The sequence below is a fragment of the Bradyrhizobium sp. UFLA05-153 genome, assembly GCF_054185185.1.
The window spans coordinates 1-13,739 of the sequence record NZ_JBBIAM010000059.1 but is presented as its reverse complement, the minus strand read 5'-3'; the positions used below and the strand labels follow the sequence as shown (position 1 = coordinate 13,739).

Annotated in this window: 13 protein-coding genes and 1 tRNA gene; 8 read left to right on the top strand and 6 right to left on the bottom strand. The window is 61.2% G+C overall.

The window, feature by feature from the left end; all coding sequences use genetic code 11:
* Nucleotides 1-1,555: 1,555 nt before the first annotated feature.
* Nucleotides 1,556-1,792, bottom strand: a complete 237-nt coding sequence (locus tag Q2941_RS29310; protein ID WP_458194533.1) for a hypothetical protein — start codon at nucleotides 1,790-1,792, stop codon at nucleotides 1,556-1,558.
* Nucleotides 1,793-1,907: 115 nt separating this feature from the next.
* On the opposite strand from Q2941_RS29310, the gene Q2941_RS29305 reads away from it, so the two are divergent.
* The 6 genes from Q2941_RS29305 to Q2941_RS51940 all read left to right on the top strand — a co-directional run bounded on the left by Q2941_RS29305 (nucleotide 1,908) and on the right by Q2941_RS51940 (nucleotide 7,574).
* On the top strand, nucleotides 1,908-3,311 hold the full coding sequence (locus tag Q2941_RS29305; protein ID WP_458194532.1) for a hypothetical protein: 1,404 nt from the start codon (nucleotides 1,908-1,910) through the stop codon (nucleotides 3,309-3,311).
* The gene (locus Q2941_RS29300) at nucleotides 3,308-5,047 is read left to right on the top strand and encodes a hypothetical protein (protein ID WP_458194531.1); all 1,740 of its coding nucleotides are present in this window, start codon (nucleotides 3,308-3,310) and stop codon (nucleotides 5,045-5,047) included. The genes Q2941_RS29305 and Q2941_RS29300 overlap by 4 nt, the downstream gene beginning before the upstream one ends.
* Before the next feature lie 54 nt (nucleotides 5,048-5,101).
* Nucleotides 5,102-5,281: a hypothetical protein gene (locus Q2941_RS29295; RefSeq protein WP_458194530.1), complete on the top strand. Its 180-nt coding sequence runs from the start codon at nucleotides 5,102-5,104 to the stop codon at nucleotides 5,279-5,281.
* Nucleotides 5,282-6,350: 1,069 nt separating this feature from the next.
* The gene (locus tag Q2941_RS29290) at nucleotides 6,351-6,725 is read left to right on the top strand and encodes a S8/S53 family peptidase (protein ID WP_458194529.1); all 375 of its coding nucleotides are present in this window, start codon (nucleotides 6,351-6,353) and stop codon (nucleotides 6,723-6,725) included.
* Nucleotides 6,649-7,164, top strand: a complete 516-nt coding sequence (locus Q2941_RS51945) for a S8 family serine peptidase (RefSeq protein WP_479684036.1) — start codon at nucleotides 6,649-6,651, stop codon at nucleotides 7,162-7,164. Before Q2941_RS29290 ends, Q2941_RS51945 begins: the two co-directional genes overlap by 77 nt.
* Complete coding sequence (locus Q2941_RS51940) at nucleotides 7,077-7,574, top strand: S8 family serine peptidase (RefSeq protein ID WP_479684037.1); 498 nt, start codon at nucleotides 7,077-7,079, stop codon at nucleotides 7,572-7,574. Before Q2941_RS51945 ends, Q2941_RS51940 begins: the two co-directional genes overlap by 88 nt.
* A gap of 559 nt (nucleotides 7,575-8,133) precedes the next feature.
* On the opposite strand, the gene Q2941_RS29280 is transcribed toward Q2941_RS51940, so the two are convergent.
* The 4 genes from Q2941_RS29280 to Q2941_RS29265 form a co-directional block, all read right to left on the bottom strand.
* Nucleotides 8,134-8,463, bottom strand: a complete 330-nt coding sequence (locus Q2941_RS29280; RefSeq protein WP_458194528.1) for a hypothetical protein — start codon at nucleotides 8,461-8,463, stop codon at nucleotides 8,134-8,136.
* 294 nt (nucleotides 8,464-8,757) lie between these two features.
* Nucleotides 8,758-8,832 (bottom strand) — tRNA-Val (locus Q2941_RS29275).
* A 153-nt stretch (nucleotides 8,833-8,985) separates the two neighbouring features.
* Entirely contained in the window at nucleotides 8,986-10,284 is a 1,299-nt protein-coding gene (locus Q2941_RS29270) for a coiled-coil domain-containing protein (RefSeq protein WP_027527978.1), read from the bottom strand.
* Between the two features lie 316 nt (nucleotides 10,285-10,600).
* On the bottom strand, nucleotides 10,601-11,206 hold the full coding sequence (locus tag Q2941_RS29265) for a DUF1134 domain-containing protein (protein WP_027527979.1): 606 nt from the start codon (nucleotides 11,204-11,206) through the stop codon (nucleotides 10,601-10,603).
* 138 nt (nucleotides 11,207-11,344) lie between these two features.
* Here Q2941_RS29265 and Q2941_RS29260 point away from each other — a divergent pair, with 138 nt between their 5' ends.
* Nucleotides 11,345-11,830, top strand: a complete 486-nt coding sequence (locus tag Q2941_RS29260) for a YHS domain-containing (seleno)protein (RefSeq protein ID WP_254108282.1) — start codon at nucleotides 11,345-11,347, stop codon at nucleotides 11,828-11,830.
* Here Q2941_RS29260 and Q2941_RS29255 read toward each other — a convergent pair.
* Complete coding sequence (locus Q2941_RS29255) at nucleotides 11,820-12,653, bottom strand: 3'(2'),5'-bisphosphate nucleotidase CysQ family protein (RefSeq protein WP_254108281.1); 834 nt, start codon at nucleotides 12,651-12,653, stop codon at nucleotides 11,820-11,822. The genes Q2941_RS29260 and Q2941_RS29255 overlap by 11 nt on opposite strands.
* Before the next feature lie 171 nt (nucleotides 12,654-12,824).
* Between Q2941_RS29255 and chpT the strand changes: the two genes are divergently transcribed.
* Nucleotides 12,825-13,478: a histidine phosphotransferase ChpT gene (gene chpT / locus Q2941_RS29250; protein ID WP_027527982.1), complete on the top strand. Its 654-nt coding sequence runs from the start codon at nucleotides 12,825-12,827 to the stop codon at nucleotides 13,476-13,478.
* The last annotated feature ends 261 nt before the right edge of the window (nucleotides 13,479-13,739 follow it).

Here is a 13,739-nt window from a genome sequence, read left to right as displayed (position 1 = left end):
CTCGCCGTCTGACGAATTGCCGCCAGAATTTCAAGGGTAGCACGAGCCGCCGACGATATTGGCTGGAAAAACCGGCGGCTCACTCCGACGGCACCGTCCCAACGCCGCCCGTGCTAACGGAACTGTGCTGAAGCCGGATTCCGGCGCACTTCTTAAGACGCGCGATGATTCACGGCGTGGGCAACAGAGATTTTGTCGACTAATCGCAGTGTGCGTGTGGTACGGTCTGATCGCTTTACGTGGGTATGGAGATCAGTAACGGCAGTGTATTTGGTCACTCGGGATTTGAATAAACACAAGGCGAACTACGCGCGGTCTCGACAGAATCTGATCGATCATATTTAAAGCTCACATCAAGGATGAGGGCCTGGATCTTTCAAGCGGCGTCGACAGCTGAGGCGCTAGACGCCGACATCCGACGACACATGGACAAAAACGACAGGCTCATTGTCGCGAGACTGGTGAATGATCAGCTCACGGCTTGTTGTGTAAGAGGTCTGGGGCTGGATCAAGCCTCGCATTAACTGAAGGCATAACGCCTCAGGTGCAAGCCCGAGTGGCAATGTAAAGCAAAAAAATGGGTTCATGGGACGGACTTAGCCCTGGCCAGTTCTTGGCTCGAGTGGGGTTTTCAGTCGCTATCACGGCCGCCGTTGTCGTCGGGACTTTCCTCGCAATCCGATATATGGCGGGCTTTTATCGATGATCGGTCCGGGCGCGGTGCTCAAGCATTTCAGCCCGTGAGCTCTTTCGGTGCCCAGCACTTCCGCGGTGACCTGAGACGGGATCTCCATTATACTAATGCCGAGGCGCATGGAGAGTGTAGCGACGGCAAAGGACCCTGACGACCTCGGGCGTATCGCAGAAATCGAAATCGACGAGTCGGCTGCGATCTCAGTTGAGCAGATCGACGACGAGATCAACGTCGCTATCGCGAGCATTGTGGGCGTTCATTTTCATTCTGGATGCTGAACCATAAAGCCGGTTTTGCGCTGACTTCATCGCCTGAGGGCGTCAAAGTCAAAATCTCTGGGATATTCTCATCGCGGTGCCCTCACGGACCGCTCGTCTCCTGCAGTCAGCCCTGCCGTTGTTGCACTATTAGAACTTTACAACCAGCCGCCGTTTGAGCGATGATGCGGTCGTAAGCCGTGCAAGATCGACCGTTAGCCAGCATAGATGGCTGATTCATTTTCGTCGGTCGGCCCATATGATTCGTCAAAGTAGTTGCGACGGCCATGGAGCAGGTCCACTTACCCGGGGCAAATTCGGCCAAGCCGTTTCAAGTCGGATTGGCTCTGGCTGGCGCTATCTCGGCAGGAGCTTATACCGCCGGCGTGATCGACTTTCTATTTCAGGCGCTCTCGGAATGGGAGGCAAATCGCGGTAAAGCCGACGTGCCGCAGCATCGAGTCGTCCTGAAGGTCATCGCGGGTGCTTCAGCCGGCGCCATCACCGGTGCTCTCGGCGCGATTGGTCTCGCGCGCGGATTGGACCATTGCCCGTTTGAGCCTGGGTATTCCGAGCGATGCTATCCGGATTGGTATCCCGAGCGTCAAAAGGCCAAATGCGTACTTCCCGCATTGCGCAGGACCTGGGTGGAATTGCCGGCCATGATCTCTTCCGACGGGGACGGGGGTCTGCTGGGAATGGAGGACATCAGCGCAATTTCCGCCCAAGAGAGGCCGATCCTTCGCTCGCTGCTCAACGCATCGTTGCTGGACAAGATCAAGCGGATCGCGATCGAGCCGGCGTCCGAGCCGGGAGTAGTTGCGCCGCCGGTCGCCTTCATCGCCAAGGATCTGCATGTCTACATCACCGTCTCCAATCTCCGCGGCATTCCATTTCGGGTCGCTTTTGGCCGCAACAGCTACGGCATGCAAACAATCGGCGATCGAATCCACTATGTGGTTCGCGATCTCGGCAGCTCGGATTTGAGCGAGCCTGGCTCCTGGTGCGAGCAGGATAGCCATCTACCGATTTCGGTAAAGACGTTGCCAACGCGCCGCGGCGAAGACCTGCGCGAGTGGGATCTGTACGGAACGTCGGCACTTGCCTCAGGCGCCTATCCGGTCGGGCTTGCCTCGCGGAAGCTTGGCTTTGCCTGGGACCAGTACCTATCGCGCCGCTATCCGATCCCCAGTGGACTGGGCGTCAATATCCAGCCTGACTTTCCGCTCGGCGTCCAGGCTGCGTCCGGAGTTTTTGCATTTGAAAGCGTGGACGGCGGCCTCGTCAACAATGACCCGTTCGATTACGCCCAATACGCCCTGTTTGGAGGGGCAGCCAAAGAGCCCGAGAAGGGGAGCAGCGTCGAGCGCGCCATTGTCATGGTGGCGCCATTCCCGGAGCCGCCGCAGTTTCTGCCCGAGGGGTCTCCTTCGCCCAGCGTCACGGCCATCCTTCGTGTCCTGTTTCCGTCGTTGGTCAACCAGGCGCGATTCCGCGCTTCCGAGCTTGCGCCGGCGGTGAGCGATCGGGACTTCAGCCGCTTTCTGATTGCTCCGCTGCGCCGGATTCCGCGAACCGACGCCAATAAGCCCGAAGGTCCCCTCGAACGCTACGCGATCGCGTGCGGGCTGGTTGGCGGCTTCGGGGGATTTTTGGACGAGCAGTTTCGCGAGCACGACTTCCAACTCGGTCGCCGCAACTGCCAGCATTTCCTGCGCAGCAGCTTTCTGCTGCCCGCTGACAATGTGATCGTTGGCAAGCGCGGTGCAACGCAGCCGCAGCCCATCATTCCGCTCGTCGGCTCCGCAGCCGCCCCTATTCCTCTGCCGAAATGGCCTCGAATGACCGAGGCAGCCTTCGACCAACTTCGCGATGCGATGGCCAAGCGCATCGATCTCATTGCTCCGCATTTCATCGACGCACAGACTCAGAGCGTTAAGCTGCGACTCGCGCTGAAATTCGGCTGGAAGCAGTTCCTGCGCAACCACGTCGTTGCGTTCGTGCAACAAACGATACTCGCCGATCTGGTACGGCGAGGCCAGATCGCAGGCTGGGATGCGCCGGTGAGCATCGGGGCGACGGCCCCTTCGTCGGAAGATGTTGCGGCGATAATGGCCGAATTGATCAATCCAGCATTCGACTATCGAACGCCGCAAGGCATTGCCAAGGCAACTCGATTGCCGGCGCCGGCGGTAAGCCAGATCCTGGAGTTGCTGTCGCGATCCGAAGTTCCGGCCTCGATCCGCGCCTGGGGCCAAAATGGTCAGTACACACTATACGCTCGCAGCCCCAACTTTTTCGAGAGATGGCGATACACTGCTTGGCTCCCACGCTGGTGGAATGCACCGAGGGTAAATTGAGCAACACCGACACCTCAGAGTCAGTCTACGTGCCACGGTCCCTGACCGTGCGCGACGTGATCAAGATCGTGTTGCCGGACGGATCGCGCGGCGGCCGGCGTTGGGACCTGGTCTGCGAGTGGCCGCCCGATCTTTTCGCGGCGGTTGCCTCCATTACCGAGCGATCCGGCCTGTACTCACAGCAGATGTTCACCTCCTGTTGGGACACTGAATTCGAGTGCAAGGATGCCTGGATTGCATATGTGCGTAGGATCGGGCAGAAGTGGGCCGACACAGATTCCCCTCCAAAGGAAGTCCAGGTGTTATGGCGGAATCTGATCCGCAATTATGGACGGGCTTCAATCGACGATCCCTCGCCGGGCGCGCTACCGTGGAAGAAGATCGTTTTCGAGCTGCTCGTGATTGCGGACGAGGCTTGTGCAGGTATCGGCTTCTTGCCCGATTCCGCCGACGCCAGCGCCGTTCAGTATGCCGTCTATGCGGACTATGTTGAATGGTCGAGACGGAGCAGCATCAATCCCAATCATGTTGGAGGCATTCTTCTTCCGCACTTGCCGGTTAGCTTGTGTATTCACGTCCCGCGCGGCCTCTTGTGTGTGCAGCCTAAAACGGTGACGCCTGCTGTAGGTTGTACGCTGCGCTCGCTAACGCATAATCTTGCCTTGCTACCATCGGTAGGCAACGTGCGGACATCCTGGTTCCCGCCAGTTGACACGCGAAAGCATACTGAACCCTTCAACATTTTGGTCGTGCCGTTTCCGTTTTCAATTCCTGGCCGAAGCTTCTTGCCGGTCGTGGAGAAGTTTCCGGCCGGCGATCGCGTTTTCACGCTTGATCCCGACAAGTGGATGAACCGCGACCCCAGTGGACGGCCAACGGGTGTGTCGCCGCGCGATTTCGCTGATTTTCTCCACGGGCTCATCAAAGTCGCAGCATCCGAGCTGGAGCCCGTTCACGCGATCGTATTGCCGGAAACCGCTCTGCGGCTGGAGTTCGCGAACGAGGTCGCCGAAATCCTGGCGGCTGACACGAAACTGGACATGCTGCTGGCGGGCGTTCTGAGCGACCATGATGGCAGTCGAAACCTGGCTGCCATGTATCTCCTGAGAAATAAGAGGGTATCTCAGAGATGGTTTCAGTCCAAGCATCATCGCTGGTGTCTCGATGGCGGCCAGATCCGCCGCTATCATCTGGGTCACGTTCTTGATCCGCATTCGAAGTGGTGGGAGCGGATCAATGTCAGCGATCGCGCTTGCTACATCGCATCCTTTCGCTCCTACGCGACCTTGTCGGTGCTCGTGTGCGAAGATCTCGCGCGCTATGATCCGGTCCTCACGGTGATGAATGCGATCGGCCCAAATCTGGTCGTCGCTCTTCTGATGGACGGACCGCAACTCGAACAACGCTGGCCTGGCCGATACGCGACGGTTTTGGCTGAAGATCCTGGCTCAGCCGTACTGACCGTAACGTCCCTCGGGATGGTTGATCGTTCTCGAAATCCCGGAGATGCGGAGAATCGAGAGATAGCACTCTGGAAGGAGCCGAATGGTGCGGCGCGTATGCTGAAACTACCCAAAGGGAACCATGGATTGCTGCTGACTCTGACGAACCGGTTGGTCGAGCAATTTACGCTGGATGGTCGCGGCGACGGCGAAATGACCATGCAATTTGCGCTTGGAGCCGCCCATGGGATCGCTCACCCGGACCCGCCAACTTGGCTGGGCCGGATTCCATAGGGTTGAAAATTCGCGTGGATTTGGTTATATTTGCTCCATCTTCGGAGGTTTTTGATGGCTATATCACGACAGTTGACGGACCTCCTTGAGGAGAATCTCTCCAAGGTGAACGCGCCACACGGCTATACGGCGTTGCGCGACAAGTTGATGCAGTCGAAGATTGCGCCAAAGCCGGATAGCGCGGCGCCTGCAATCAAGCAGAGTCCCGAGAACAGTCTGAAGCTCGACGAGTAGGACCTGACGCGGGGGCTCGGCACCTGCCTGTCAGCCGGGAAGGATTTACCCAAAATTAATCCGTGGACGACGAAGACCTCCTCGATGAGGGGAGTTCGCCGTTCGCCGCCCTTTGTTAATCATGGCGCCCGCCGTCACCTCCGCCTATATCCGCCGCTGGACCTGCCCATCTGGCGAGCATGTTAACCGAAACGCAGCCAAGCATTTGCGCGATGCCGTGTTCAAGGTCGATGCCGGGGACGTGCGCCGCATCCGGCAGCTCATTGAGCGTTGCAATCCAGAGATTCTTCCGGAGGAGTTGCGGTCTGCCTTCTCGGCGCTGTGCTTCTGTCGCGCCGCGACGACTTTCCGACGAGCCGCGGCCTGGAACAACTTGTGTGCATCGTGTGTCCATCGCGAAATATGTCGTACGAAGAAACACCGCCCCATTTGGAGAACCCGCCACCCACCGACCATCCATCGGGCACAGACCGTTCGGAGTAAAATCCGGCATCTCAGGAGGGGGGCCAAGTCAGTTTGTCGCCCATTGGACTGGGGATGGCGAGACAATATCGTATCGTTGACCCGTCCGCCTCTCGCTCCGTCATAGATGAGGCGGCAGGGAGCCCCTAGGTCGAGAAGATCGCTAACGTCAGATTGGACCCCGGCGAGGAGTGGATGCCGCCGTGGCCCAAAAAGAGCGCGTTCCGTTATCCACGGCGCGATCGCTATATACTGACAATGATTAGCTTTTCCCGCAGCAACCAACCGAACAGGTCTGGTGGGAGATTTGACTGCGCAAGGGGCGCTGAGAGAATTTCGAGTCATCGCCCAAGCGCTGGATCTCACCCTGCGCACGCATGCCGTCAAGTCTCCCGAGCGAGAGATCATGCTCGCGCTCGCTAGCGTAGCAACGCTCGATCGGCTTGTCGTTCGCAGTAACGTCGTGGCCGAGTTGCGGCGCGAAGGATACACCATCCTTCTTCATGGGCCTTGGGGGCGCCGAGCAGCGCGATTGGAGTCATGAACTGCTCGAACGAGTGACCCCCCACGGGACAGCGATGTCGCGGTTTGTATTCTTGACAGCAGTGTGCCTCGGACTCATTCCTTGATCGAACCCGCACTTGCTGCGGAAGACTGCCACACAATCAAGCCCGCCTGGGGCAGCGACGATACCCCGGCGTGGCAAGGTCACGGAACGCGGATGGCCGGTGTCGGGCTCTATGGCGACCTTGTCCCTATGCTCGTCGGAAGCGATCCGATTGCCTTGCCTCATCGTCTCGAGAGCGTTCGCATTCTGCCGCCCGAGGACAAAGCGAACGATCCCGACCGGAGAGGCGATTGCTCGCGCCGAAATCCAGGCGCCGGCGCGACGCCGCACCATAGCCTTGGCAGTCACCAGCGCAAACCCCGCGCGCGGCCGACCCACATCGTGGTCAGCGGCGGTCGACCAACTCTGCTTTGAGGAGGATCAGCGGCGTCTGATCATCCTGTCCGCGGGAAACATCGCCGAGGATCTGACGCCTGCGGATCACGTCACACGTAATGACCTCGAGGCGATCGACGATCCGGCACACGCGTGGTACGCGCTGACGGTTGGTGCGTACACTGAGAAAGTGGATATCATCGATCCTGAGTTTGCCGGTTATGCGCCAATCGCCCCGACCGGCGAGCTATCGCCGCGCAGCAGGACTTCTGTCGTTTGGGATCGGCAATGGCCTGTGAAACCCGATGTCGTGTTCGAAGGTGGCAACCTCGCACATGACGGAACGCTTCCCGCCGAACCGATCGACGAAACTGCAAATCCTCACGACGTATTTCCGCCCGGAACTGCGTCACAACTCTCGGCGGCACGAGCGCGGCCACCGCCCACGCCGCGCGGATGGCGGGGCAAATCTTGGTAGCGCGTCCGGGCCTATGGCCGGAAACGGTCCGCGCCTTGATCGTGCACTCCGCTGGGTGGACCCCGCAGATGCGTGCCCGTATCGACGCATGCAACGGCCCGAAGGGGCAAATACCGGCACTCGTACGACGCTATGGCTATGGAGTCCCGGATATTGGGCGAGCGCTTCTCTCGACGGTGAACGATCTGACGCTAGTCGTCGAAGATCAACTTCAACCGTTTCAGCGGGAGGGGAGCGCCGCGGCCAAGACCCGTGACATGAAACTGCATCGCTTGACTTGGCCGGCCGCGCTTGGTGCCGCGCAGGTTGAGCTACGAGCGACCCTGTCCTACCTCATCGACCCCAATCCTGGAGAGCGCGGGGGACGAGGCGACATCGATACGTTTCGCACGGCCTTCGCTTCCGTGTGAAGTCCGCAACCGAGACTGTCGACGAGTTCAGAGCCCGCATCAATCAGGCGGCACGGGAGCTTCGGCCCGAAACATCGTCTTCCCCAAAGTATCCGGTCCCAACGCGACATTGGACACATCATGGGCGCCTTCGATTTTCCGCTTCGGAGGCCGCTTTCAGCCGACCCGTAGCCGAAGGTGCTTCAATATTCTCCGTACGAGGGTAGAGCTACGCCGGGTCTCCGGGTTCACGAGCGACCCTGTGCGTAAGATTGGATGAGGTACAAGCGCTCCAGTGACTTGAACCCCGACAAGCAAGCTCGACAAAAAATGACCACTCCCATAAATCTTCGCGGTTTTGTTCTGAGTGGTGCAGCGATTTGCCGCAATGTCCCACGGCATTGTGCGATGCCGCCGCGTCATGCGGCGCCGTTCTGCTTGATGACTAATTGCTCACCACAGGCTGTACCGGTGGACTTTTGGGAAATGGCGGACCCAATTTGTGCAACGCGAATCATCAAATCCCGTTGACTTTGTCGATCATTGCGAGCGCACCGCGCCCGACCGCGTCAACCTGATCCTACGTCAACACATATTGTGGGACGTACCGGATTCCTGACGGGTCATTGCACTCGAGCAGCACGCCAACAAGCCTTTGCTCTTGCCGACTTCTTTGACGTGTCCGCGGGGTGCCGGCATCAGCCGTGCGGCAGACCGACACATCCGCGATCCAATCATTATAGACGACCCATGCATCCCCCCAATCAAGGTTCGAATCCGACAGCTCTTTGCCGTCGAACTCCTTGTCTTCGCCAAAGACGCGTTCGTCGCCGATGTAAAGCGAACCGGCCACGACGTAGCCGCGCTGCGAACCAGGCTTCTCCAGCGCCCGTGAATACAACGCGCTCATCAGAGCGCACTGGCCCGGCATCCGGCCGGGAAAGATCTTGAGTACGCTCAGGGCGGCCTCGTGGAGGACGAGCTTATCGGCTTCACCGACCGTAAACTTGCTCCACGCATTTGCCGCAGCAGCGTCGAATGACGCCGTTATCAGTTCTCGTAGATCCCCACGAATTTTGATTTTTGCCCCACTATCCGCAAAAAGTTTGCGTTGGTCGTCAACTGTGCCCCTGTTGTGCCCCCGCTTTTCCGGGGCACGCCTCTAGGGAATTAATTCATTAAGTCGTTGAAGATCAAGGTTTAATGGTGGGCGCACAAGGGATCGAACCTTGGACCTCTCCCGTGTGAAGGGAACGCTCTCCCGCTGAGCTATGCGCCCGGGACCAATGTGCCGGTCAGGCGGTTGGCCGACCGGCATGTCAGAGCCCGCGATTTAGAAGTGCGGGCCAAAGGTGTCAAGTTTTCAGGCGGCATCCAGCCGGAAAACTGTCCGTAGACTTCGCAATCCCTGCGAAAATCGTCTTTTGGCCGCTTACGCGCCCTGTTGGCGGGCGCGGGAGGCGTGGGCCTGGAGGGCGCGGATGCGCTCGGCGAGCGTGCCGCCGCCCTCGGGCAGGCCGGCCGCGGCCGCGCCGTTCGTCGTGGCGCCATTGGCCGGGCGAGGGGCGGGCTTCGGCGCCTGGCCTGCCTCAGTCGCGAGCAGCGCCTCGATCGGCGAGTTCGGGCCTTCGAGCTGTATCGCGAGCTTGGCCACCTCGGCGGCGATGTCGTTGATGCGCTCGCGCAGCAGCGCATTCTCCATGCGCTCGGTCGCCCAGGAGCTCTCGGCCTGCTGCTGGATCGCGTTGATGTCGCGCTGGAGCTTGCCGCGCTCGTCGCGCGCGGCTTTGAGCTGCTCCTCGAGCGCGGCCTTCTCGCTGCGCAGCGCCTCCAGCGCCGGCGACTTGTTGCCGGCGCTGAGGCCGGCGATCTCGGTGCGCAGTTCCTTGATGGTGCGCTCGGCCGTCTCCTGGCCCTGGCGGAGCTGGTTGTTCTCGTAATCGCGCTCGGCGAGCAGCTTGCCCTGGGTTGCGAGCCGGCCCTCGAGATCGGCGACGCGGCCGGACAGCATCTCGGCCTCCTTGACCTGCACGATGAGCTGGCGGTCAAGCTCGGTGACGCGCTGGCTCAGATTCTCGACACGCCCGCGCGCGTCGGTGAGCTCGCGCGAAGCAGTTTCGGAGTCCGAACGCTCCTGCGTCAGGCGCGCCTGCGTCGAGGCAAACTCCTTCTCGGCATCGCCGACGCGATTTTTCAGCTGCTCGATCTGCGCACGCACCGTGACCAGCTCGACCTGGCGGCTTTCCGCCATCATCGAACGGTCGGAGAGCTCGTGGTTGATCCTGGCGAGTTCGCCCTGCTTGTCTGTCAGCGCCTGCTCGGCGGTGCGCAAGCTTTCGGTCTTGGCGCTGAACTCCTCCTCGGTGGCGCGGAGCTGCTCCTTCACCGCCTTCTCGCGCGCCTCAAGCGCGAAGATCGTGGCGTTCTTCTCGCCAAGCTCGATCTTCATGCGGTTGATGGCGTCGCTCTTCTTGCCGAGCTCGGCAAGCTGGCTCGTGGTCTTGTTCTTGAGCTGATCGACGCTCATTTCGAGCCTTCGCGCGGACATCGCGAATTCGGCGCGGAGCTGGTCCTTGTCGGCCTGGATCTCCGCCATCGACAGCGGCGTTGCCGCCTCGAGCCGACGCGTGGTCAGGCGCACCGCGCGGTTATGCACCAGCGGCACGATCGCGAGCCCGCACAGCATCGAGAGCAGGAAACCGATCGCAAGGTACATGATCGGTTCGACCATGAGCCAGAACTCCCAAAGACAAGGAAAAATTTACCAAAGACCATGCCATGGCGGGCCGGCAAAAAGCCAGCCCCGGCCCGTCGTTAACGTGAATCTGTAACCGAAAAAGTAGGGGAGCCTCAGGACGTGACGGCTCCCGCTAGCGGAAAGGCAGCTCCGCAACGGCTCCATCTATCCGGCGCGCCGCGATGATGCAGTGATGCCGCTGATTTGCGCGACGGTTCCGCACGATGCGCAAGGCATCGCGCCGGTGGTCATCGGCTACTTTGCATGGGGTTGTTTTCGACCTTTTTGTCGAAGACCCCGGGCGAGTTCTCTAGAACGGGTTCCAGGTCGCGCGCGGCGTGTATTTCAGATAGCCGATATTGGCCCCGAGCCGCAGACCGATGCCGGACCGGATCGGCACCAGCACGATGTTGTTGGCGGTCAGCGCCGTCATGCCGAAGCCGCCGATGATGTAGGCGGAGCCGTCGATGCCGGCGAAGCGCTGGTAGATCGCGTTGGTGGCGGGCAGGTTGTAGACCAGCGTCATGGTGCGCGCGCCGTCGCCGCCCCAGTCGAAGCCGAGCGAGGGCCCCTGCCAGAAGACCCTGAGGTCGCCAGCGTTCTTGGTGTAGAGCGTGCCTTCGCCATAGCGCAGGCCTGCGACGAAGGCGCCGGACCCTTCCTCGCCCAGGATGTAGCCGTTCGGCAGCCCCCATTGGCTGACCGCCTTCTCGATGATCGAGGCGAGCCCGCGCGAGACGTTGCCGAAGAAGCGGTGGCCGGCGCCGACGAGCTCGTCCGGCCCATAGGTGTTCGGCGTCGGGGTCCGCTGCGGCGGCGGCAGGTTGGGCGGCGGCGCCTGCTGTGCGGAGGCCGGCACGACCCAGCCCACCAGCGCGGCAAGTGCGACCGCGGCGAGGCGTGATGCGAAAGTCATAAAAGAACCCCTGGTATCGAATCCGGACGCACCTTTAACCTGACGCCAACAGGCGAGGGCTAGGTTGCGCTGGATGTCCCCTCGACTCGGATGTTATCCGCAGCAACTATGACGGCACAACGGCAGGAAGATAGCCCTTTGCGCCCCGGAATTGCCTTGATCGGCCCCTGGATCGCGCTTTTGGCCGGCCTTTGGCTGGTCTTTTACGGCCCGGCGGTCGAGGCCGCCACCACCGAGCGGATCGTGGTCAACCGCTTTTCCGGGGTGGCCATCGAGGGGTTCGATCCCGTGGCCTATTTCGTCGATGGCGGGCCCGTCCAGGGCACCGCCGAGTTCGAGGCAAGCCTGTGGGGTGCAGTCTGGCGGTTCCGCAACGAGGGTAACCGGGCCGAGTTCCTGGCCCATCCCGAGGTCTATGGACCGCAGTTCGGCGGTTACGATCCCACCGATATCGCCCGCGGTGTTGTCATTGCGGGCAATCCCCGCTTCTTCGTGATCTCGGCCCAGCGGCTCTATCTGTTTAGCCGGGAGGACAGTCGCGACGCCTTTGCCGCCAATCCCGAGCGTTTCCTCTACGAAGTCGCCAAGCGCTGGCCCGCGCTGCAGGAGCAGCTCAGCCAGTAGGGCCGAACTCGCCTTGCGGGTCGCCCCAGGCGATGAACTCCGGGACGATGAAGTCGTCGCGTTTCTCGCCGAACCGGATCTCGCCGCCCTTGCCGTCCGTGACCTTGCCGCCGGCGGCGGTGACCACGGCACAGCCGGCTCCGACGTCCCATTCCGAGGTCGGGCCGAGGCGGGGATAGATGTCGGCAGTGCCTTCGGCGATGCGGCCGAATTTGACGGCCGAGCCCGCCGTCTGCCTGACCGCGCCGGGCCGGCTGGCAAGGAAGGCTTCGCTCCTGGTATCGCCATGCGAGCGGCTGACCGCGGCGACCCAGGGCTCGCCCGGCTTCGGCAGCTTTCGGGTCCGGATCGGCTCGGCGGCGGTGATGATAGCGCCATCAAACTTCACGCGCTCCGCGCCGCGCCCGACGATGCCGCGCCAGAGCAGGCCGAGCGCGGGCGCGCTGACAATGCCGAGCAGCGGCACGCCATCGGTGATGATGGCGAGATTGACGGTGAACTCGTCGCGGCCCGCGACGAATTCCTTGGTGCCATCAAGGGGATCGACCAGGAAGAAGCTGCCCTGAAACGGCAGCGTCGCAAGCTGAGCCCGCTCTTCCGACAACGTCGGCACGTCGGGCGCGAGCTGCAAAAGCCCCTCGCCGATGATGCGGTCGGCGGCGAGGTCGGCTTCGGTGACCGGCGAGCCGTCCTGCTTGCCGTCGACCCGCATCGCGGCCCGATTGACGGCGAGAATCGCTTCGCCCGCCTTCAGCACCAGCGCGGTCAACGGCTCCATCAGGCCAAGGGCAGTCGGCCCCTCAATGCGCCCCTTCACCTGCATGCCTCATTCATCGGCAACCTCTTTCGCCTCGAGTTGATTCGCGTCCCTTATGGCCGCTTCGAGCCTATCGCAAGCGCTAGCTGCGACGGGGGTGCGAATGTTAGAACCCGAGCCAATTTTAGGGCACGCGTGATTCGCCGCCTTCTGGCCGTGCAATTCCAGGAACCATCGATGTCTGGCACCTCGTCACCCGGTACTGCTACTGCTCCCGATATGCTCGAACTCGCGGCGCTTCTGTGCTCGCGGGTCTGTCACGACCTCATCAGCCCTGTCGGCGCCATCGTCAATGGCCTCGAGGTGCTCGATGACGATCCCAAGCCCGAGGATCGTGAATTCGCGCTGGATCTGATCCGCAAGAGCGCCAAGACGGCATCGGCGAGGCTGCAATTCTGCCGGCTCGCCTTCGGCGCGGCCGGATCGTCCGGCGCGCAGATCGATCTTGGTGACGCGCAAAACATGGCGCGCGGCCACATCGAGGACGGCAAGTGCACGATCACCTGGAATCTGCCGCGGCTGCTGTTGCCGAAGAACCGCGTGAAGTTGCTGCTCAACATGCTCGTGATCGCGCAACATACGATCCCGCGCGGCGGCATGCTGAAGGTCGATCCGATCGGCGACGGCGAAACCATGAGCTTTTGCGTCACCGCCACCGGACACAATGCGCGCCTGCCGCAGAACATCGCCGAGCTCTTGAGCGGCGAGCGCGGACCCGCCGCGGACGCGCATGCGATCCAGCCTTATTATACGCGACTGCTGGCGCAGGCCTGCGGGCTCACCGTGAAGCTCGCGCCCGAGGGCGAGGCGATAACTGTTACGGCTTCGTAAACGGCTACCGCACGGCACTCGTTAATCAAAGCTTTACAAGGCGCTTCGAAACCTTTGGAGCGCCTTATCTCTTTGTTGGTTCCGTTCTTTTGCACTTACTCAACCAATATTAAACGCTTTGCGGAGAAGCTGGCCCCATTCTGAAAGGCGCACATGTGCGCCCTCCCTTATGAAGGCCTGTTTTCATGGATGATCTGTTGCGGGAGTTTTTGACGGAGACCAGCGAGAGCCTGGACACCGTCGACAATCAGCTGGTGAAGT

What these genes read in the sequence shown, in the direction of transcription:
- Q2941_RS29310 (WP_458194533.1), bottom strand. Translation starts at nt 1,792, where the DNA reads ATGAAGGCGACCGGCGGCGCAACTACTCCCGGCTCGGACGCCGGCTCG.
- Q2941_RS29295 (WP_458194530.1), top strand. Translation starts at nt 5,102, where the DNA reads ATGGCTATATCACGACAGTTGACGGACCTCCTTGAGGAGAATCTCTCC.
- Q2941_RS29280 (WP_458194528.1), bottom strand. Translation starts at nt 8,463, where the DNA reads ATGAGCGCGTTGTATTCACGGGCGCTGGAGAAGCCTGGTTCGCAGCGC.
- Q2941_RS29270 (WP_027527978.1), bottom strand. Translation starts at nt 10,284, where the DNA reads ATGGTCGAACCGATCATGTACCTTGCGATCGGTTTCCTGCTCTCGATG.
- Q2941_RS29265 (WP_027527979.1), bottom strand. Translation starts at nt 11,206, where the DNA reads ATGACTTTCGCATCACGCCTCGCCGCGGTCGCACTTGCCGCGCTGGTG.
- Q2941_RS29255 (WP_254108281.1), bottom strand. Translation starts at nt 12,653, where the DNA reads ATGCAGGTGAAGGGGCGCATTGAGGGGCCGACTGCCCTTGGCCTGATG.
- chpT (WP_027527982.1), top strand. Translation starts at nt 12,825, where the DNA reads ATGTCTGGCACCTCGTCACCCGGTACTGCTACTGCTCCCGATATGCTC.